Consider the following 19,656-nt stretch of genomic DNA (forward strand, 5'->3'; position numbering starts at 1 on the left):
GACCCTCCAGAGCTTAGACGGCATCTGTAAAACCGGGTGGTCAGACCAAGGTGATTGAAATCGTGGGAAACCCCGGATGGTTTTCGTAGGTTCGGTGGGCAACACGTGTGGGAAATCGTTCGCTGATCCCGCGTCTTTGCGTCCAAGTTTGGCCGAAACGTCGTTATCTCTGTGCTGAAGCTGTCGCTAGACTCGGGACTCACCCAGGAGATTGTCGTCATGCACGAGTATCTGAATTCCGGCCGCTTCATCGATAGTGACCACCCGGCGGTGGTGGAGTTCGCCGAACAGCATCGGGGCGCCAGCCGCGATCCGCTCGCGCAGGCGATCAGTCTTTATTACGCCGTGCGTGAGGCGGTGCGCTACAACCCCTACACCTTCAGCCGTGATCCAAAGACCTTGCGCGGCAGTTATGCGCTGGCGACGGGGGAGAGTTATTGCGTACCGAAAGCCACGCTGCTGGCGGGCTGCGCTCGGCATTGCGGAATCGCGGCGCGGATCGGTCTGGCCGACGTGAAAAATCACCTGTCGACCCCGCGTCTGCTCGCGTTATTGAAAAGCGACATGTTCGCCATGCACGGCTACACCGAGTTATTTCTCAATGATCGCTGGGTCAAGGCCACGCCGGCGTTCAACCAGAAGCTCTGCGAGCTGTTCAACGTTGCGCCGCTGGAGTTCGACGGTATCAATGACAGCGTTTTCCACCCGTTCAACCGCGACGGTGCACAGTTGATGGAGTACTTGGTCGATCACGGACAATTCGCCGATGTCCCGGAAACGTTCTTCTTCGAACATCTGCAAAAGTGCTATCCGCATCTGTTCACTGATCAGCAGCCACCATTGCTGGGCGATATGCAGAGTGATTTGAGCCGCGTCTGATCCGGCGTATGCTGCCTGCCCACTCATTTGAAAAGAGGCGGTCATGCTGAAGATTTGGGGACGGAAAAACTCATCGAATGTCAGGAAGCCGTTGTGGGCTGCTGAAGAGCTCGGCCTGGCCTACGAGGCGATCGATGCCGGTGGCGCATTCGGCGTGGTCGACACACCCGAGTACCGGGCGATGAACCCGAACGGGCGGGTGCCGGTGATTGAGGACGACGGTTTTGTACTCTGGGAATCCAACGCCATCGTTCGCTATCTGCTGGCCAGACATGCCCTCGACAGCCATTGGTATTCGGCGGATCCGCAAGCACGCGCCATCGCTGACAAGTGGATGGACTGGACCACGTCGAGTTTTGCCGGCCCTTTCCGCACGGTGTTCTGGGGTGTGTTGCGCACGCCGGCGGAGAAGCAGGACTGGGCGGCCATCAACGCCGCGATCAAGGAATGCAACGAGCTGCTCAACATGGCCGATCAGGCGCTCGCCAGCCAACCTTACCTGTCTGGTGAAGAAATCGGCATGGGCGACATTCCACTGGGCAGTTTCATTTATGCCTGGTTCGAGATGCCCATCGAACGCGCCCCGCAGCCGCATCTGCAAGCCTGGTACGAGCGCTTGAAGCAGCGTCCGGCTTATAAAAAAGCCGTTATGACCGCGTTGACTTAATACCTACTATCGACACACTTGACTGTACTTGTGCGGCGGCGGCAAGCACCATTGCGCACTTGCGCTGCGGTTCGATCTTTCGCCGCCGTCTCCTTTTTTCCTTCAATGGTGCGTAAATCAGATATGAGTTCCGCTCTGTCCATCCGGCAGCTAACCAAAACCTACGGCAACGGGTTCCAGGCCTTGAGTGGTATCGATCTGGACGTCGCCGAAGGTGACTTTTTCGCCTTGCTCGGCCCCAACGGTGCTGGCAAATCCACGACCATCGGCATTCTCTCGACCCTGGTCAACAAGACCAGCGGCACGGTGAACATCTTCGGTCACGACCTGGACAAGAATCCTGCGCAGCTCAAGCGCTCGATCGGCGTGGTGCCGCAGGAATTCAACTTCAATCAGTTTGAAAAGACCTTCGACATCGTCGTCACTCAGGCCGGTTACTACGGCATTCCGGCGAAAGTTGCCAAGGAACGCGCCGAGCAATATCTGACCCAGCTCGGCCTGTGGGACAAGCGCGATGTGCCGTCGCGTTCGTTGTCCGGCGGCATGAAGCGGCGCCTGATGATTGCCCGTGCGCTGGTGCACGAACCGCGTCTGCTGATCCTCGATGAGCCGACCGCAGGCGTCGATATCGAACTGCGCCGTTCGATGTGGACGTTCCTCACCGAACTGAACCAGAAAGGCATCACCATCATCCTCACCACGCACTATCTGGAAGAGGCTGAGCAGTTGTGCCGCAACATCGGCATCATCGACCACGGCACCATCGTCGAGAACACCAGCATGAAACAATTGCTGGGCCAGTTGCACGTGGAAACCTTCTTGCTGGACCTGAAACACGACTTGCACGCCGCGCCGCAACTGCTCGGTTATCCGGCCCGGTTGATCGACAGCCATACCCTGGAAGTCCAGGTCGACAAATCCATGGGCATCACGGCGTTGTTCACCCAGTTGGCGCAGCAGAACATCGAAGTATTGAGCCTGCGTAACAAAACCAATCGCCTTGAGGAACTGTTCGTGTCCCTGGTGGAGAAAAATCTGTCGAAGGTGGCGGTATGAGTTCCGAATTCCGTCCCAACCTCGTCGCCCTGCAAACCATTGTTTACCGCGAGGTCAAACGCTTCACGCGGATCTGGCCGCAGACGCTGCTGCCGCCAGCTATCACCATGGTTCTGTACTTTGTGATCTTCGGTAACCTGATCGGCCGGCAAATCGGCGACATGGGTGGCTTCACTTACATGGAGTACATCGTGCCGGGGCTGATCATGATGTCGGTGATCACCAACTCCTACGGCAACGTCGTCTCGAGTTTCTTCGGCAGCAAGTTCCAGCGCTCGATCGAGGAATTGATGGTCTCGCCGGTTTCGCCTCATACAATTCTGATTGGCTTCACCATCGGCGGCGTGTTGCGTGGTCTGATGGTCGGCGTGATTGTGACGATCCTGTCGCTGTTCTTCACCCATTTGCAGGTGCATCACCTGGGTGTGACCATTCTGGTGGTGGTGCTGACGGCGACGATCTTCTCGCTGCTGGGCTTTATCAACGCGGTGTTTGCGCGCAACTTCGATGATATTTCGATTATCCCGACCTTTGTGCTGACGCCGCTGACGTACCTGGGCGGGGTGTTCTACTCGATAACGTTGTTGCCGCCGTTCTGGCAGACCGTGTCGCTGGCCAACCCGGTGCTGCACATGGTCAACGCCTTCCGCTACGGCATTCTCGGTGTGTCGGATATCAAGATCGGCATAGCGATCACCTTTATGCTGGTGGCGACGGTGGTGCTGTATCTCGGTTGCGCACGGTTGCTGGTGAGTGGACGCGGGATGCGTACCTGATCCAGAACCGCGTCGACTTCTTCGCGAGCCTGCTCGCGAATGCAAACGCCACAAATCAAAACGGCCTCCCACTGCGGAGGCCGTTTTGCATTCAGCGCATTCTGTTTTTCTTGCGCCGCGCCCATTGCCGCGCCACCCACCAGCGCCAATACATCATCACAATGCAGTAGGCGAGTGCGCCGAGTACCAGTCCCACCACCACCGAGCCGAGCAGAAACGGCTGCCACAACGTCGACAACTCGCCGCTGATCCACTCCCAGGTCAACTCGTCCGGCAGATGCCGGGCAGGCACGTCCATCAAAAACGCCCCGGCCTGATACGTGCAGAAGAACACCGCCGGCATGGTGATCGGATTGGTCAGCCACACCAGACTGACCGCAATCGGCATGTTCCCCCGCACGGTGATCGCCAGCGCGGCCGCGACCAGCATCTGCGCCGGAATCGGCAGGAATGCGGCAAACAAACCGACGGCCATTGCCCGCGCGACCGAGTGGCGATTGAGGTGCCAGAGGTTCGGGTCATGCAGCAACTTGCCGAGAAAGCGTAAGGATTTGTGTTCCCTGATGCTCGTCGGGTCGGGCATGTAACGTTTGAATAAGCGCCGGGGCATAAGGCTTCTCGGTCGGTTAAGGCGGCAAGTATGTCTGGATTCTACGTAGCGCCCATTCAGACTTTGTGACAATTGTTGACGACGCCCGTGCCCGACACCCGCTATGCCTAAGTGCGGGACTCTCAAGGACGGGCTTATGCGCACAGGGATGATGGCGCTGGCAGTCGGTCTGCTGGCCCCGGTTTTTATGTCGGCATTACCGCCGGTCTGGTTGCTGCTGTTATTGCCGGTCGTGGCTTTGATGTTGCTGCCGTTTCGCAGCTATCCGTTGGCGTTTCTGCTGTTTGGCTTCACGTGGGCCAGTGTCGGTGCGCAGTGGGCGTTGAATGATCGTTTGCCGGCCGAGCTGGATGGCGAAACCCGGTGGGTTGAAGGGCGGGTGGTCGGGTTGCCGCAGAACAGCGACGGCGTGGTGCGTTTCGAATTGGCTGATGCGCTCTCCCGTCACGAAAAACTGCCGCCGCTGATGCGCCTTGCCTGGTACGCCGGGCCGCCGGTCAACAGCGGCGAGCGCTGGCGTCTGGCGGTCAAGCTCAAGCGTGCGGGTGGTTTGCTCAATCCGGACGCTTTCGATTACGAGGCGTGGTTACTGGCGCAACGCATCGGTGCGACTGGCACGATCAAGGACGGCCAACGCCTGAGCGAGGCACGCTGGGCCTGGCGCGACAGTATTCGGCAGCGTTTGCTCGAGGTGGACGCACAGGGGCGGGGCGGGGCATTGGCGGCGCTGGTGCTGGGCGATGGCTCGGGACTCAGTCGTGAGGACTGGCAGATTTTGCAGGATACCGGCACCGTGCACTTGCTGGTGATTTCCGGTCAGCACATTGGCTTGCTGGCGGCGGTGATGTACATGCTCGTCGGCGGATTGGCCCGCTTTGGCCTGTGGCCGCTGCGCTGGCCCTGGCTGCCGTGGGCCTGCGGCCTGGCATTCGCGGCTGCGCTCGGTTATGGCCTCCTTGCCGGTTTCGACGTGCCGGTACAGCGCGCCTGCGTGATGGTCGGGCTGGTACTGTTGTGGCGCCTGCGCTTTCGTCATCTTGGTGCGTGGTGGCCGTTGTTGCTGGCGTTCAATGCGGTACTTTTGTTCGATCCCCTGGCCAGCCTGCGCCCCGGCTTCTGGTTGTCCTTTACGGCCGTAGCAGTGTTGATTTTTACCTTTGGTGGCCGCTTGGGTGGGTGGCGTTGGTGGCAAACCTGGACGCGGGCGCAATGGTTGATAGCCATCGGTCTGTGCCCGGTGTTGCTGGCACTGAATCTGCCGATCAGCCTTAGCGGGCCATTGGCAAATCTGTTGGCGGTGCCTTGGGTCAGCCTCGTGGCGTTGCCGCCGGCACTGCTCGGCACGCTGATGTTACCGGTGCCGCATGTCGGGGAAGGTCTTTTGTGGCTGGCCGGCGGTTTGATCGACGCGCTGTTTCGCGCTTTGGCGGTGATTGCCGGGCAGTGGCCGGCATGGACAGCCGCCGCCGTGCCGGGCTGGGTCTGGTTGCTCGGCAGCCTCGGTGCCGTGTTGTTGCTGTTGCCGCGCGGTGTGCCGATGCGCCCGCTGGGCTGGCCATTGCTGTTGCTATTGGTTGTGCCGCCACGCGAACGCCTGGATGCGGGATTGGCCGACATCTGGCAACTCGATGTCGGCCAAGGCCTGGCCATTCTGATCCGCACGCGTCATCACACGCTGCTGTATGACGCCGGGCCGCGCTTTGGCGACTTTGATCTCGGCGAGCGGGTGGTGCTGCCCGCGCTGCGCAAACTGAGTGTAAAAAAACTCGATCTGATGCTGCTCAGCCATGCGGACGCCGATCACGCTGGCGGCGCTTTGGCGATCACCCGTGGTCTGACCGTCGATCAAGTGATCAGCGGCGACCCGGCGGGATTGCCCGCGCAGTTGCGCGCCGAAGCCTGCGAAAGCGGCCGGCAATGGCAGTGGGACGGCGTGCGTTTTCAACTCTGGCAGTGGGCGGATGCCCGCGACAGCAATCAGCGTTCCTGCGTATTGCAGATCGAGGCCAATGGCGAGCGCCTGCTGCTGACCGGCGATATCGACACCCACGCCGAACGCTCGCTGCTCGACAGTCCGCTGGTTGCCCCGACGCACTGGCTGCAAGCGCCTCACCATGGCAGCCGCAGTTCATCGTCGATGGCGCTGCTTAACGTCTTGAAGCCAGAGTCCGTGCTGATTTCGCGAGGTCATGGCAATTCATTTGGCCATCCCCACCCAACCGTGCTCGCGCGTTATCGGAAACAGGGCCTGCGCATTTACGACAGCGCCGAGCAGGGCGCCATTCATCTGCAACTGGGCCGCTTCAAACCGCCGTGGACGATGCGTCAACAGCGGCGTTTCTGGCGTGATACGCCTGCGCTCGCCCGTTGATCGGTGCCAGCATGGATGCCACCTCACGGTCGTCGGGGCGGCGGGTCTTAATCGTCAATCGGTATGGTAAAGTGGCGCACTTTTTCGAGGGGACTGTCACTGTGTGGGAATTGGTCAAATCCGGCGGCTGGATGATGTTGCCGATCATTCTGAGCTCCATCGCGGCCATGGCGATCGTCGCCGAACGCCTGTGGACCCTGCGCGCCAGTCGCGTCACCCCCGAGCATCTGCTGGGCCAGGTCTGGGTCTGGATCAAGGACAAGCAGCTCAATAAAGAAAAACTCAAGGAATTGCGTGCCAATTCGCCTCTGGGGGAAATCCTCGCTGCCGGTCTGGCCAACTCCAAGCATGGTCGCGAGATCATGAAAGAGTGCATTGAAGAGGCCGCCGCCCGCGTCATTCACGAACTCGAACGCTACGTCAATGCGCTGGGCACCATTGCCGCCATGTCGCCGTTGCTCGGTCTGCTGGGCACGGTGCTGGGCATGATCGACATTTTCAGCGCCTTTACTGGCTCAGGCATGACCACCAACGCTTCGGTATTGGCTGGTGGTATTTCCAAAGCGCTGATCACCACAGCTGCGGGTCTGATGGTCGGTATTCCGGCGGTGTTCTTCCACCGGTTCCTGCAACGCCGCATCGATGAACTGGTGGTGGGTATGGAACAGGAAGCGATCAAACTGGTTGAAGTGGTGCAGGGCGACCGTGACGTCGATCTGGCCGAGGGCCGCGCGTGAAATTCCGTCGCAAGCCTCGGGAAACCATCGATATCAACCTCGCGTCGCTGATCGACGTGGTGTTCATTCTGCTGCTGTTTTTCGTCGTGACCACCACGTTTACCCGTGAAACCCAGTTGCGTGTCGATTTGCCGGAAGCGGTCAGTGGCTCGCCGGCAGAAGATCAGCAACTCAAGCAGATTGACGTGGCCATCAGCGCTGAGGGCGTGTTTTCGGTGAACAACAAGATTTTGCCGAAAAATGATCTGGCGACTTTGATGGAAGCCATGCAGAAAGAATCCAACGGCGACACCAATATGCCGTTGTCGATCAGTGCCGACGGCAAGACTCAGCATCAATCAGTGATCACCGCCATGGACGCGGCCGGCAAGCTCGGTTTCAGCCATCTGCGCATGACCACGGTCGAGGCGGCGCCCAAATCCTGATGAGCCTGTCCGATCGTTTGCTCGCTGCGTGGTATCAGGGGCACCCGGCCCTGACGCTGCTGCGGCCGCTGGAAATGCTCTATCGCCGCGTGGTGGTGGGTAAGCGCCAGCGCTTTCTCGACGGTGAAGGCGAGATCTATCAGCCTCCGGTGCCGTTGATTGTGGTGGGTAACATCACCGTCGGCGGTACCGGCAAGACGCCGATGATTCTCTGGCTGATCGAACATTGCCGGCGCAGCGGATTGCGCGTCGGTGTGGTCAGTCGCGGTTACGGTGCTAAGCCGCCACAATTGCCCTGGCGCGTTGAGGCCGATCAAACCGCCGACATTGCCGGTGACGAACCGCTGCTGATCGTGCAGCGCACTGGCGTGCCGCTGATGATCGATCCCGATCGCAGCGCGGCCGTCAAAGCGTTGCTCGCCAGTGAACCGTTGGATCTGATCCTCTCCGATGACGGCATGCAGCATTATCGTCTGGCGCGTGATCTGGAGCTGGTGCTGATCGACGCTGCTCGCGGCCTCGGTAATAAGCGCTGCCTGCCCGCCGGGCCTTTACGCGAGCCGATCGAACGCCTGCAAAGCGTCGACGGCGTGCTGTTCAACGGTGCCACTGAAGATCGCGACGACGGTTTCGCTTTCCATCTGCAACCCACTGCTCTGGTCAATCTGCACAGCGGCGAGCGTAAACCGCTCGATCATTTTCCAGCAGGCCAGGCCGTGCACGCCGTCGCCGGAATCGGCAATCCGCAACGTTTCTTCAATACCATTGAGGCGCTAGACTGGCGAGCAATCCCGCATGCGTTTGCCGACCACGCCGAATACAGCGTGCAAGCCTTGAATTTCACACCTTCATTGCCGTTGGTGATGACCGAAAAAGACGCGGTGAAGTGCCGCTCTTTTGCTGCTGCCGACTGGTGGTATCTGGCCGTCGATGCCGTGCCGTCGCCGGCCTTCGTGGCCTGGTTTGACACACATCTGATGCGCCTGTTGCCCGATCGGCTTTTGCCTTAACTCTTTACTCAGGGAATGTTCATGGACACCAAATTGCTCGATATCCTCGCGTGCCCGATCTGCAAAGGCCCGCTCAAGCTCAGCGCCGACAAGACCGAGTTGATCAGCAAGGGCGCCGGTCTGGCGTACCCGATCCGCGACGGCATCCCGGTGATGCTCGAAAGCGAAGCCCGCCCCCTGACCACCGACGAGCGTCTGGATAAATGACCACTGCCTTCACCGTTGTCATCCCGTCGCGTTTCGCCTCGACCCGTTTGCCGGGCAAGCCGCTGCTGGACATTGCCGGCAAGCCGATGATCCAGCACGTCTGGGAGCAGGCGAGCAAAAGCAGCGCCACTCGTGTGGTGGTCGCGACTGACGACGCGCGCATCGTCGAGGCTTGCAAGGCCTTTGGCGCCGAAGTGGTGCTGACCCGTGAAGACCATAATTCCGGCACTGATCGTCTGGCCGAAGTCGCGGCGAAACTGGGCCTTGAGCCTGACGCGATCGTGGTCAACGTGCAGGGTGACGAGCCGCTGATTCCGCCGAGCGTGATCGATCAGGTTGCCGCCAATCTGGCCGCTCACACTCAAGCGCGCATGGCCACGCTGGCCGAGCCGATCGAGGACGTGGAAACCCTGTTCAATCCGAACGTGGTCAAGGTCGTCAGCGACCTCAACGGTCTGGCGCTGACTTTCAGCCGCGCGACCCTGCCGTGGGCACGCGACGCGTTCGCCAAGAGCCGCGAGCAATTGCCGGAGGGCGTGCCATACCGTCGCCATATCGGCATCTATGCCTACCGCGCCGGTTTCCTTCAGGACTTCGTCAGTTGGGGCCCGTGCTGGCTGGAAAACACTGAATCCCTCGAGCAACTGCGTGCCCTGTGGCATGGCGTGCGCATTCACGTTGCCGACGCGCTGATCGCACCGCCAACCGGCGTCGACACGGTTGAAGATCTCGAGCGCGTTCGTCGCCTGCTGGGGGCCTGATGCGCGTTCTGTTTGTATGCCTGGGCAACATTTGCCGCTCGCCCACGGCCGAAGGCGTGTTGCGGCACAAACTGCGTGAAGCGGGGCTGGCGGATCAAGTCGAAGTGGCTTCCGCCGGCACCGGTGACTGGCACGTCGGCAATCCGCCGGACAAGCGCAGCCAAGCTGCCGCCAAAGTGCGTGGTTATGACCTGTCGGCGCAACGCGCGCAACAGGTCAGCCGGGCCGACTTCGCCAGTTACGACTTGATTTTGGCGATGGACAACAGCAACCTGCGTAACCTCAAGGCATTGCAGCCGTCCACCGGCAAAGCCGAGCTGGACCTGTTTCTGCGTCGCTACGCCGGTGTTGTCGATGAAGTGCCGGATCCTTATTACGACGGCGATCAGGGTTTCGAGCAGGTACTGGATCTGATTGAAGCGGCCTGTGACCAATTGTTGATCGAAGTGAAGGGCCGGCTATGAGTTTGCAGGTGCAACCGCAGGTTTCCCTGAAACCGTTCAACAGTTTTGGCGTCGATGTCCGCGCGCAACTGTTCGCCGAAGCTCACAGCGATGCCGATGTCCGTGAAGCACTGGCGTATGCCACGGCTCACGACGTGCCGTTGCTGGTGATCGGCGGGGGCAGCAACTTGCTGCTGACTGCGGATATCCCGGCGCTGGTCTTGCGCATGGCGACGCGCGGGATTCGTGTGATCAGCGATGGCGGCAGCCGCGTGGTGATCGAAGCTGAGGCCGGCGAGCCGTGGCACCCCTTTGTGCAATACACCCTGGCGCAGGGCTTTTCCGGACTGGAAAACCTCAGCCTGATCCCCGGCACTGTCGGCGCTGCGCCGATGCAGAACATTGGCGCTTACGGCGTCGAGATCAAGGATGTCTTCGCTGGCCTCACCGCGCTGGATCGTCAGACCGGCGAGCTGCACGATTTCACCCTCGAAGAATGCAACTTCGCCTACCGCGACAGCCTGTTCAAGCAGCAGCCTGGGCGCTGGCTGATTCTACGTGTGCGTTTCACGCTCGATCGCGTCGCGCATCTGCATCTGGAATACGGCCCGGTGCGCCAGCGCCTGAGTGAGCAGGGGATCGAGCAGCCTACGCCGACCGATGTCAGTCGTGCGATTTGCAGCATCCGCAGTGAAAAACTGCCGGACCCTGCGGTGCTTGGCAATGCCGGCAGCTTCTTCAAGAATCCGCTGGTGTCGGCGGCCATCGTCGCGCAGATCAAAGAACAGCATCCGGATGTGGTGGCCTATGCGCAACCGGACGGGCAGATGAAACTGGCGGCGGGTTGGCTGATCGAGCGTGCCGGTTGGAAAGGTTTCCGTGAGGCCGATGCCGGCGTACATAAATTGCAGGCGCTGGTATTGGTCAACTACGGCACGGCGACCGGCCTGCAACTGCTCGATCTGGCGCAACGCATCCAGAAAGACATTGCCGAACGTTTCAATGTCGAGCTGGAGATGGAGCCTAACCGCTATTGAGGCTACGCTTTCAAAGCACATCCAAAGCCCTGCACTGATTAAAAAGTGCAGGGCTTTTTTGTTAACGCTGGGTTAACTTAGCGAGCTAACGATAACCGTCATTTGCTCCACCAAAGGCCCGGTGCAGACGTTCCCGTCGGCACAAGAGAGCCTGATTAGCCTGAGTCGATCTGCGTGAACCACCGCCGATTCAACGGCGGCAGATTGCTCGACCCCATAACCACTAAAAATATGCGGGCGTGCCCATGATTACCCTGAAACTCAACGGTCAAGACCATCCCCTCGATGTCACTGAAGACATGCCGCTGTTGTGGGCGATTCGTGATGTCGCCGGTTACAACGGCACCAAGTTCGGTTGCGGTATGGGCCTGTGCGGCGCCTGCACCATTCATATCGATGGCTTGCCGGCGCGCAGTTGCATCACGCCGATTGGTTCGGTGATCGGCCAGAACGTTACTACCATCGATAATCTTCATGCTGACCCGGTCGGGCAGATCGTCCAGCAAGCCTGGCTCGACAGCGCGGTCGCGCAGTGCGGTTTCTGTCAGGGCGGGCAGATCATGTCGGCCACCGCGTTGCTAAAGACCAACCCGAACCCGAGCGACGAGCAGATCGAAGAGGCCATGGTTGGCAATATTTGCCGCTGCGGCACCTACAACCGGATCAAAACCGCTATTCGTCAGGCGTCCACGCATTTGAAGGAGGCGAAAGCATGAGCCGTCTTCCGAATGATTTCGCCCTGAGCAATCTCAGCCGTCGTGGTTTTCTCAAAGGCGTCGGCGCCACCGGTGCACTGGTACTGGCGGCGAGTTGGGGCTGGCAGGATGCGTTGGCCGAAGACAAACCGAAACAGTTCGGTGCCGATGGCATGCCCAACGGCTGGATTGATGATCCGAAGGTCTACGTCAGCATCGCCGCCGACGGCACCGTCACCGTTGTGTGCAACCGTTCGGAAATGGGCCAGGGCGTGCGCACCAGTCTGACCATGGTTGTCGCTGATGAGCTGGAGGCCGATTGGGCGCACGTCAAAGTGCAGCAGGCGCCGGGTGATGAAGTGCGTTTCGGCAACCAGGACACCGACGGTTCGCGCAGCATGCGCCATTGGTATGAGCCGATGCGGCGTTGTGGCGCGGCAGCCCGTACGATGCTTGAACAGGCCGCCGCTGCGCAGTGGAAAGTGCCGGTCGGCGAATGCCACGCGCAGTTGCACAAAGTCATTCACAAACCGTCTGGCCGTGAGCTGGGCTATGGCGAGCTAGCCGCCGCAGCAAGTGCGTTGGCAGTACCGGCACGGGACAGCTTGCGTCTTAAGCAGCCGTCGGAGTTTCGCTACATCGGCAAGGAAGGCACCAAAGCCATCGATGGCGACGACATCGTCAACGGTCGCGCGGTATACGGCGCAGACGTGCTTTTCGATGGCATGTTGTACGCCACCATCGCCCGTCCGGCGGTGTACGGCGGCAAGGTCAAATCGCTGGATGACAGCGCCGCGCTGAAAGTCCCCGGCGTGCTCAAAATAATGCAGATCGAAAGTCGTCCGCTGCCTTCGGAGTTTCAGCCGTTAGGCGGTGTGGCCGTGGTGGCGAGCAATACCTGGGCCGCGATCAAGGGCCGCGAAGCGCTGAAAATCGAGTGGGACGACGGCCCGAACGCCAGTTACGACTCGATTGCCTATCGCAAGGAGCTGGAAGCCGCTTCGCTCAAGCCCGGCAAAGTGGTGCGCAACACCGGCGATATCGACAAGGCTCTGAGCGGCGCTGCCAGTACCCTCGAGGCGTCCTACTATTTACCGCATCTGGCGCAGGCGCCGATGGAGCCAATGGTCGCCATCGCTCGCTACACGGACGGCGTTTGCGAAGCGTGGGCGCCGAGTCAGGCACCCCAAGTCACCCGCGAACGCATTGCCGAGCGTCTTGGGCTGCCGTTCGACAATGTCACCTTCAATGTCACGCTGCTCGGCGGTGGTTTCGGGCGCAAATCCAAGCCGGATTTCGTCGTCGAAGCGGCGATCCTCGCCAAAGAGTTCCCCGGCAAAGCCGTGCGGGTGCAGTGGATGCGTGAAGATGACATCCACAACTCATATTTCCACACCGTGTCCGCCGAGTATCTGAAAGCTGGCGTGGGCAAGGACGGCATGCCGTCGGGCTGGTTGCATCGCACCGTGGCGCCGAGCATCACCGCGTTGTTCGCGCCGGGCATGAATCATGAAGCGGCGTTCGAATTGGGCATGGGCTTCACCAACATGGCTTACGCGATTCCCAATGTGCGTCTGGAAAACCCCGAAGCGACGGTACACACGCGGGTCGGCTGGTATCGCTCGGTGTCGAACATTCCCCATGGTTTCGCGATTCAGAGCTTTGTCGATGAACTGGCGCACAAGGCTGGCGAGGATCCGCTCAAGTACCAGGTCAAACTGCTCGGTCCGGATCGGCAGATCGATCCGCGCACGCTGAGCGAAGAGTGGAACTACGGCGAGTCTCCCGAGCGTTATCCGATCGACACCGGACGCATGCGCACCGTGCTGGAAACTGCCGCGAAGGCTGCCGGTTGGGGGCGCAAACTGCCCAAGGGCCGTGGTCTGGGGCTGGCTGTGCATTACAGCTTCGTCACCTATGTGGCAGCGGTGATCGAAGTCGAGGTCAAGGACGACGGCACGCTGATCGTGCACAAGGCCGATATCGCCGTGGATTGCGGGCCGCAGATCAACCCTGAACGTATTCGCTCGCAGTTCGAAGGCGCTTGCGTGATGGGCCTGGGCAACGCGGTGCTGGGCGAAATCAGCTTCAAGGACGGCAAGGTCCAGCAGGACAACTTCCATATGTATGAAGTGGCGCGCATGTCGCTGGCGCCGAAGGAAGTCGCCGTGCATCTGGTGACGCCGCCGGGCGACGTGCCGTTGGGCGGTGTCGGCGAGCCGGGCGTGCCACCGATTGCTCCGGCCTTGTGTAACGCGATCTTCGCCGCCACCGGCAAGCGCATCCGCAATCTGCCGGTACGTTATCAGTTGCAGGGCTGGCAGAAGGCAGAGGCGTAATGGACAGCGTCGACCTCAATGTCCTGCGCAGCGTCCTCGAGTGGCGCCGCGCCGGACAGCGGGTGGTGCTGTTCAGCGTGGTGCAGACCTGGGGCACTGCGCCCCGGGCTCCGGGCGCCATGTTGGCGTTGCGTGAGGATGGCGTGGTGATCGGTTCGGTGTCGGGCGGGTGCGTCGAGGATGACTTGATTGCCCGTTTGCACGACGGGCGGATCGCCAGCGCCGGGCCGCCGGTGCAGTTGATCACCTATGGCGTCACGCGAGAGGAGGCGGCGCGCTTTGGTTTACCGTGTGGCGGCACGTTGCGCCTGACCGAAGAGCGCGTCGGTCATCCTGGCTGGGTTGCCGAATTACTGAGCCGTTGCGAATCTCACGAGATTGTCGCTCGCGAGTTGAACATCGAAACCGGTGAAGTGCTTCTGTCGCCGGCCGGCAAGTCCGACTCGCTGGAATTCGACGGCAAAACCCTGCGAGCGATCTACGGTCCGCGCTGGCGTTTATTGTTGATCGGCGCCGGGCAGTTGTCGCGTTACGTGGCGGATATGGCGCGGTTGCTGGATTTTGAGGTGCTGATCTGCGATCCGCGCACCGAGTTCGTCTACGGTTGGGAGGAGCACCATGGTCGCTTCGTTCCGGGCATGCCGGATGACGCGGTGTTGAGCATTAAGACCGATGAGCGCACGGCGATTGTCGCGTTGACTCACGATCCGCGTCTGGATGACATGGCGCTGCTCACCGCGCTGGATTCGCCAGCCTTCTATGTTGGCGCGCTCGGTTCGCGCGTCAACAGCCAGAAGCGCCGGGAGAATCTGGCTCAGCTAGGCTTGTCAGCAGCGGCTATTGATCGTTTGCACGGCCCGATCGGTCTGCACATCGGTAGTCATTCGCCGGCGGAAATTGCCTTGTCCTTGCTGGCGGAAATCGTCGCGATCAAGAACGGCGTCGAATTGAAGCAGAAGAAAACTTTGGAGGACGCATGAGTCGATCCATTGCAGTGATTGTGCTGGCAGCGGGCGAGGGCAGTCGCTTTCGCCAGGTGGCCGGCGCCGATAAGGACAAGTTGCTGGCGGACTGCACCGGGCGTGATGGCGCGGTGCGTTCGGTGATTGAGCAGGTGCTGTTGAATCTGCCGGTCAGTCTGGACAAGCGTGTGCTGGTGACGACCGAGGCGCGGCCACAGGCGATGCGCATGGCGCAGGCTTATGGCTGTGACGTGGTCTCGATTGAATCGAGCGGGATGGGGGACAGCATTGCCGCTGGCGTCGCGGCTTGCCCGGATGCCGGTGGCTGGTTGATTGTACTGGGGGATATGCCGTTTATCTTGCCGTCGAGTATCGAACGAGTCGTTGCGGCGATTGCCGACGATGCGGTGAGCGTGCCTGTGCAGGGTGGCGAGTTTGGCCATCCGGTGGGGTTTGGGCGTTCGTTTGGTGCGGGGTTGCAGGCTTTGAGTGGCGATCGCGGGGCTCGGCCGTTGTTCAGGCAGGGCAGGGTGGTGGAGGTTGCTGTCGATGATCCGGGCATTCTGTGGGATATCGATGTGCCTGAGGCTTTGGTTTTTGCTTCGTCTTGAGAGCTGCGTAAATTCCTAAGAGCCCCTCACCCTAGCCCTCTCCCAGAGGGAGAGGGGACTGATCCAGGAGTTCTTTCGAGGTACATCGACCTGAAATATCCAGTTGAACTCAAGATCTGAAAACCGCGCAAATCGGCTCCCTTTCCCCCTCGCCCCCTCGGGGGCGGTCCGACGTTTCGGGAGGGCTGGGGTGAGGGGGTTGGATCTGGAGTCCACCACAAAAAATCGAGGCATAAAAAAGCCCCGCCTGAATAATCAGGCGGGGCTTTTTAACGGCTTTGGAAATTACACGAGAGGTTTAGGCTCGTGTTCTTTTTCCTCGGCCTCTTGGTGTTGCTCGACCGCGTCCTGAACGGAGCGTGGTGCTTCAGCAATCACCGCTTCAACTACCGCTTCTTCAGCGACCGGGGCAGGCGCTGCCTCGACCACTTCAGCAACAGGAGCAGCAGCGGCAGCCAGTTCGGCTTCCTTCTGCAGACGCTCTTCTTCACGCTTGCGACGACGTACTTCACGTGGGTCGTTTGGCGCGCGGCCGCTTGGCGTCAGAGCGCTGACCGGAGCCGGTGCTTCAACCACTGGAGCTGGAGCTTCGGCAACGACAGGTGCTTCGACAACCGGTGCTGGTTCAGTAACAACCACTGGCTCGGCAACTTTGGTCTCTTCAAACACAGGAGCTTCAACCGCAGGCGCTTCGAACACTGTCGCTTGAACAACCGGTGCTTCAACCACTGGCGCTGGTGTTTCAGCAACAGCTGGTTCGGCAACCCAGTTGAAGGCGGTTTGTTCTTCACGAACTTCACGCACGGTTTCGGTCACGGTTTCAGCGACGGTTTCAACCACTGGCTCAGCGAACACAACTGGCGCTGGCTCGACTTGAGGCAGAGTTTCCTGCACCGGTGCTACTTCGACTTCCGGAGCAGCAACCACTTCTACTGGCGTAGTTGCTTCAACAACCGGCGCTTCCACTGCAGCAGTTTCCTGCACAGTGGCGGTGGCGCGTTCGGCTTGCTCGTGGGCTTGTGCTTCGGCCGGAGCGCTGATCACGCTGCTGGCAACAGCAGCAGTCACCGCCAGGCCAGCAGCCAGTTCGGCAGTGCTTGGCTCTTCAGTGTTTTCGCCGGCTTCGGATTCTTCCGAACCTTCGATCACGTTGCCGTTGGCATCACGCTGACGCTCACGACGGTTGCTGCGACGACGCTGACCGCGCGAACGACGACGTGGACGATCGCCTTCGGCGTTCTCCGAACCGTCTTCCGGCAGTTGCTCTTCGTTGCTGTTCACTTCTTCTTCGGCGACGGCAGCAGCGGCCTGTTCGGCGCGTGGCTGACGCTCTTCACGCGGCGGACGCGGTGCGCGTTCTTCACGTGGCTGACGGGCCGGGCGCTCTTCAGCAGTGACGGCTACGGCAGCTGCAGCGGCTGGAACGGCGTCCAGTGGCTCGCGCAGTTCACGTACACGCTCTTCACGCTCGCCACGTGGCTTGCGATCTTCACGCGGAGCACGTGGTGCACGTTCTTCACGCGGAGCTCGTGGCGCGCGCTCTTCACGAGCGGCCGGAGCAGCTTCGGTACGGGCTTCACGCGGCTCACGCACTTCACGGGCTTCGCGTGGCTGACGCTCTTCGCGCGGCTCACGTGGGGCGCGCTCTTCACGCGGTGCACGTTCTTCGCGCGGCTTGCGCTCTTCATCACGGCGACCGTTACGGTTGCGGCTCTGCTGGCGACCGTTGCGACGTTCTTCGTTACGGGCCGGACGCTCGCTGGCTGGTTTTTCAACTACAACCGGAGCTACTGGCTCTTCTTTGGTGGCGAACAGGCTGACCAGCGATTTCACCAGGCCTTTGAACAGGCTTGGCTCAGGCGCGGCAACCGGGGCCGGTACTGGAGCGGCAGGGGCGGCGGCTTCGGTCGGAACCGGAGCATTGGCGCGGGCCGGAGCCGTCTTGACTGCGGCTTCCTGGCGAACCAGGGTGCGGGTCGCAGCGGCTGGCTGGACTTCTTCGACTTCGGCAGCGGCAGCAGCGATTTCGTAGCTGGACTGGTTGGTCGCGGCTTCCGGGCTGTCATCACGCAGACGCTGAACTTCGAAATGCGGGGTCTCGAGGTGGTCGTTCGGCAGAATGATGATGCGAGCACGGGTGCGCAGTTCGATCTTGGTGATCGAGTTGCGTTTTTCGTTGAGCAGGAACGCAGCGACCGGGATCGGCACCTGAGCGCGCACTTCGGCAGTGCGGTCTTTCAGGGCTTCTTCTTCGATCAGGCGCAGGATGGCCAGCGACAGCGATTCAACGTCACGGATGATGCCGGTGCCGTTGCAACGCGGGCAGACGATGCCGCTGCTTTCGCCCAGCGATGGACGCAGGCGCTGACGGGACATTTCCAGCAGGCCGAAGCGCGAGATGCGGCCGATCTGCACGCGAGCGCGGTCGGCTTCCAGGCATTCGCGGACTTTCTCTTCCACGGCGCGCTGGTTCTTGGCAGGGGTCATGTCGATGAAGTCGATGACGATCAGGCCGCCGATGTCGCGCAGGCGCAACTGACGGGCGATTTCTTCGGCGGCTTCAAGGTTGGTCTGCAGGGCGGTTTCTTCGATGTCGCTGCCTTTGGTGGCGCGCGCCGAGTTGATGTCGATGGACACCAAAGCTTCGGTCGGATCGATAACGATGGAGCCGCCGGAAGGCAGTTCAACGACGCGCTGGAAAGCGGTCTCGATCTGGCTTTCGATCTGGAAACGGTTGAACAGCGGCACGCTGTCTTCGTACAGCTTGATCTTGCTGGCGTACTGCGGCATCACCTGGCGGATGAAGGTCAGGGCTTCGTCCTGGGCTTCAACGCTGTCGATCAACACTTCGCCGATGTCCTGGCGCAGGTAATCGCGGATGGCGCGGATGATCACGTTGCTTTCCTGGTAGATCAGGAATGGCGCGGAACGATCCAGCGAGGCTTCTTTGATGGCGGTCCACAGTTGCAGCAGGTAATCGAGGTCCCACTGCATTTCTTCGCTGCTGCGGCCAAGGCCGGCAGTGCGCACGATCAGACCCATGTCGGCCGGTGCAACCAGACCGTTCAGCGCTTCACGCAGTTCGTTGCGCTCTTCGCCTTCGATGCGACGGGAGATACCGCCGGCACGCGGGTTGTTCGGCATCAGCACGAGGTAACGACCGGCCAGGCTGATGAAGGTGGTCAGGGCGGCGCCCTTGTTGCCACGTTCTTCTTTTTCGACCTGAACGATGACTTCCTGGCCTTCGCTCAGGACGTCCTTGATGTTGACGCGACCTTCAGGGGCTTTCTTGAAGTACTCGCGGGAGATTTCTTTGAGGGGCAGGAAGCCGTGGCGCTCGGAGCCGAAATCGACAAAGGCAGCCTCAAGGCTTGGTTCGATGCGAGTGATGCGGCCTTTATAGATGTTGGCCTTCTTCTGCTCGCGTGCACCGGATTCGATGTCCAGGTCGTAGAGGCGTTGGCCATCTACCAGTGCAACACGCAACTCTTCGGGTTGAGTTGCGTTAATCAGCATTCTTTTCATGTAGTACCGTCGGTTTCCGGGCTGCCGGAAACGGCGTTCGGCACACACGACTTCTCACGGTCGGTGTCAGGTGCGTCGGGAGTGGTTGGCCATTCCCGTGTCCAGCGATATGCGGCCAATTGGGCCGATATAGCGACGTACGCGTCCTGCTTGCTGTGGCTACTTAAGCACTCAGTCAGGAGGAGGAATCAACCAGCGGCTGTGGACGAGATGAAGCGTCTTGATAAAGCCTATTGCTACACAGTCCAGCGGTTGTGCATCTCCACCCTACACGTATCCCTGATAATTCGGGTGCTGCCGCGCGCAGAATCCGCAGCGGGTTGGCATTTACCGTGAGCTCCGAAAGGGGAGGTCACGCATCATGGCTAATTCAGGCGTTGTTTCCGAAGCATTCGCTCGGGGTCATCTGCAGCTGACTGCACTTTGTGAACTGGCCTTGAATGTGTGCCTGCCAGGCGAGTTAAAACTCTGCTCGGCGGTGTAATTCAGGCCTCATGTCACCTGCGCTCGTTGCAACTGAAAACTCCACCGTTACGTAGCAAAAG

18 protein-coding genes are annotated in these 19,656 nt (G+C 60.5%); 16 read left to right on the top strand and 2 right to left on the bottom strand.

The annotated features are described in order from the left end of the window. Positions 1-219: 219 nt before the first annotated feature. The 4 genes from HUW52_RS09560 to HUW52_RS09575 all read left to right on the top strand — a co-directional run bounded on the left by HUW52_RS09560 (position 220) and on the right by HUW52_RS09575 (position 3,378). Positions 220-879, top strand: coding sequence for a transglutaminase family protein (locus tag HUW52_RS09560; RefSeq protein WP_175553491.1), 660 nt, complete (start codon positions 220-222; stop codon positions 877-879). Positions 880-922: 43 nt separating this feature from the next. Then, on the top strand, positions 923-1,546 hold the full coding sequence (locus tag HUW52_RS09565; protein ID WP_016986046.1) for a glutathione S-transferase family protein: 624 nt from the start codon (positions 923-925) through the stop codon (positions 1,544-1,546). Positions 1,547-1,669: 123 nt separating this feature from the next. Next, positions 1,670-2,602, top strand: coding sequence for an ABC transporter ATP-binding protein (locus tag HUW52_RS09570; RefSeq protein ID WP_016986045.1), 933 nt, complete (start codon positions 1,670-1,672; stop codon positions 2,600-2,602). Beyond that, positions 2,599-3,378: an ABC transporter permease gene (locus tag HUW52_RS09575; protein ID WP_008087860.1), complete on the top strand. Its 780-nt coding sequence runs from the start codon at positions 2,599-2,601 to the stop codon at positions 3,376-3,378. Before HUW52_RS09570 ends, HUW52_RS09575 begins: the two co-directional genes overlap by 4 nt. A 91-nt stretch (positions 3,379-3,469) precedes the next feature. Here the strand turns inward: HUW52_RS09575 and HUW52_RS09580 are convergent, their stop codons facing one another. Continuing rightward, positions 3,470-3,988, bottom strand: coding sequence for a DUF2062 domain-containing protein (locus HUW52_RS09580; RefSeq protein ID WP_175553492.1), 519 nt, complete (start codon positions 3,986-3,988; stop codon positions 3,470-3,472). A gap of 136 nt (positions 3,989-4,124) precedes the next feature. Here HUW52_RS09580 and HUW52_RS09585 point away from each other — a divergent pair, with 136 nt between their 5' ends. The 12 genes from HUW52_RS09585 (at position 4,125) to HUW52_RS09640 (ending at position 15,586) form a co-directional block, all read left to right on the top strand. Further along, on the top strand, positions 4,125-6,359 hold the full coding sequence (locus tag HUW52_RS09585; RefSeq protein WP_175553493.1) for a DNA internalization-related competence protein ComEC/Rec2: 2,235 nt from the start codon (positions 4,125-4,127) through the stop codon (positions 6,357-6,359). Between the two features lie 101 nt (positions 6,360-6,460). Beyond that, entirely contained in the window at positions 6,461-7,096 is a 636-nt protein-coding gene (locus HUW52_RS09590; RefSeq protein ID WP_007908216.1) for a MotA/TolQ/ExbB proton channel family protein, read from the top strand. Next, a complete protein-coding gene (locus HUW52_RS09595; protein WP_007908223.1) occupies positions 7,093-7,521 on the top strand; it encodes a biopolymer transporter ExbD in 429 nt (142 codons plus the stop codon). Before HUW52_RS09590 ends, HUW52_RS09595 begins: the two co-directional genes overlap by 4 nt. Beyond that, positions 7,521-8,531 carry a tetraacyldisaccharide 4'-kinase gene (gene lpxK / locus HUW52_RS09600; RefSeq protein ID WP_175553494.1) on the top strand — a complete coding sequence of 337 codons (1,011 nt, stop codon included), beginning with the start codon at positions 7,521-7,523 and terminating at the stop codon, positions 8,529-8,531. The genes HUW52_RS09595 and lpxK overlap by 1 nt, the downstream gene beginning before the upstream one ends. A 21-nt stretch (positions 8,532-8,552) precedes the next feature. Further along, the gene (locus HUW52_RS09605; protein WP_175553495.1) at positions 8,553-8,738 is read left to right on the top strand and encodes a Trm112 family protein; all 186 of its coding nucleotides are present in this window, start codon (positions 8,553-8,555) and stop codon (positions 8,736-8,738) included. Then, on the top strand, positions 8,735-9,499 hold the full coding sequence (gene kdsB, locus HUW52_RS09610; protein WP_016986042.1) for a 3-deoxy-manno-octulosonate cytidylyltransferase: 765 nt from the start codon (positions 8,735-8,737) through the stop codon (positions 9,497-9,499). Before HUW52_RS09605 ends, kdsB begins: the two co-directional genes overlap by 4 nt. After that, on the top strand, positions 9,499-9,963 hold the full coding sequence (locus HUW52_RS09615) for a low molecular weight protein-tyrosine-phosphatase (protein ID WP_016986041.1): 465 nt from the start codon (positions 9,499-9,501) through the stop codon (positions 9,961-9,963). Before kdsB ends, HUW52_RS09615 begins: the two co-directional genes overlap by 1 nt. Next, positions 9,960-10,979: a UDP-N-acetylmuramate dehydrogenase gene (gene murB / locus HUW52_RS09620; protein ID WP_016986040.1), complete on the top strand. Its 1,020-nt coding sequence runs from the start codon at positions 9,960-9,962 to the stop codon at positions 10,977-10,979. Before HUW52_RS09615 ends, murB begins: the two co-directional genes overlap by 4 nt. A gap of 245 nt (positions 10,980-11,224) precedes the next feature. Then, complete coding sequence (locus HUW52_RS09625; protein ID WP_175553496.1) at positions 11,225-11,695, top strand: (2Fe-2S)-binding protein; 471 nt, start codon at positions 11,225-11,227, stop codon at positions 11,693-11,695. Continuing rightward, a complete protein-coding gene (locus HUW52_RS09630; RefSeq protein ID WP_175553497.1) occupies positions 11,692-14,013 on the top strand; it encodes a xanthine dehydrogenase family protein molybdopterin-binding subunit in 2,322 nt (773 codons plus the stop codon). Before HUW52_RS09625 ends, HUW52_RS09630 begins: the two co-directional genes overlap by 4 nt. Beyond that, positions 14,013-14,993, top strand: coding sequence for an XdhC family protein (locus HUW52_RS09635; protein ID WP_175553498.1), 981 nt, complete (start codon positions 14,013-14,015; stop codon positions 14,991-14,993). Before HUW52_RS09630 ends, HUW52_RS09635 begins: the two co-directional genes overlap by 1 nt. Then, positions 14,990-15,586, top strand: a complete 597-nt coding sequence (locus HUW52_RS09640) for a nucleotidyltransferase family protein (RefSeq protein ID WP_175553499.1) — start codon at positions 14,990-14,992, stop codon at positions 15,584-15,586. The genes HUW52_RS09635 and HUW52_RS09640 overlap by 4 nt, the downstream gene beginning before the upstream one ends. 285 nt (positions 15,587-15,871) lie before the next feature. On the opposite strand, the gene rne is transcribed toward HUW52_RS09640, so the two are convergent. Beyond that, entirely contained in the window at positions 15,872-19,111 is a 3,240-nt protein-coding gene (gene rne, locus HUW52_RS09645; RefSeq protein WP_175553500.1) for a ribonuclease E, read from the bottom strand. Between the last annotated feature and the right edge of the window lie 545 nt (positions 19,112-19,656).

Origin of the sequence: Pseudomonas sp. 43A (assembly GCF_013363935.1) — a bacterium.
Classification (GTDB): domain Bacteria; phylum Pseudomonadota; class Gammaproteobacteria; order Pseudomonadales; family Pseudomonadaceae; genus Aquipseudomonas; species Aquipseudomonas crudilactis.

Excerpts from the sequence above, each read along its gene's own strand:
- HUW52_RS09560 (WP_175553491.1), top strand. The coding sequence starts at position 220 with ATGCACGAGTATCTGAATTCCGGCCGCTTCATCGATAGTGACCACCCG.
- HUW52_RS09565 (WP_016986046.1), top strand. The coding sequence starts at position 923 with ATGCTGAAGATTTGGGGACGGAAAAACTCATCGAATGTCAGGAAGCCG.
- HUW52_RS09570 (WP_016986045.1), top strand. The coding sequence starts at position 1,670 with ATGAGTTCCGCTCTGTCCATCCGGCAGCTAACCAAAACCTACGGCAAC.
- HUW52_RS09575 (WP_008087860.1), top strand. The coding sequence starts at position 2,599 with ATGAGTTCCGAATTCCGTCCCAACCTCGTCGCCCTGCAAACCATTGTT.
- HUW52_RS09580 (WP_175553492.1), bottom strand. The coding sequence starts at position 3,988 with ATGCCCCGGCGCTTATTCAAACGTTACATGCCCGACCCGACGAGCATC.
- HUW52_RS09585 (WP_175553493.1), top strand. The coding sequence starts at position 4,125 with ATGCGCACAGGGATGATGGCGCTGGCAGTCGGTCTGCTGGCCCCGGTT.
- lpxK (WP_175553494.1), top strand. The coding sequence starts at position 7,521 with ATGAGCCTGTCCGATCGTTTGCTCGCTGCGTGGTATCAGGGGCACCCG.
- HUW52_RS09605 (WP_175553495.1), top strand. The coding sequence starts at position 8,553 with ATGGACACCAAATTGCTCGATATCCTCGCGTGCCCGATCTGCAAAGGC.
- kdsB (WP_016986042.1), top strand. The coding sequence starts at position 8,735 with ATGACCACTGCCTTCACCGTTGTCATCCCGTCGCGTTTCGCCTCGACC.
- HUW52_RS09615 (WP_016986041.1), top strand. The coding sequence starts at position 9,499 with ATGCGCGTTCTGTTTGTATGCCTGGGCAACATTTGCCGCTCGCCCACG.
- murB (WP_016986040.1), top strand. The coding sequence starts at position 9,960 with ATGAGTTTGCAGGTGCAACCGCAGGTTTCCCTGAAACCGTTCAACAGT.
- HUW52_RS09625 (WP_175553496.1), top strand. The coding sequence starts at position 11,225 with ATGATTACCCTGAAACTCAACGGTCAAGACCATCCCCTCGATGTCACT.
- HUW52_RS09630 (WP_175553497.1), top strand. The coding sequence starts at position 11,692 with ATGAGCCGTCTTCCGAATGATTTCGCCCTGAGCAATCTCAGCCGTCGT.
- HUW52_RS09635 (WP_175553498.1), top strand. The coding sequence starts at position 14,013 with ATGGACAGCGTCGACCTCAATGTCCTGCGCAGCGTCCTCGAGTGGCGC.
- HUW52_RS09640 (WP_175553499.1), top strand. The coding sequence starts at position 14,990 with ATGAGTCGATCCATTGCAGTGATTGTGCTGGCAGCGGGCGAGGGCAGT.
- rne (WP_175553500.1), bottom strand. The coding sequence starts at position 19,111 with ATGAAAAGAATGCTGATTAACGCAACTCAACCCGAAGAGTTGCGTGTT.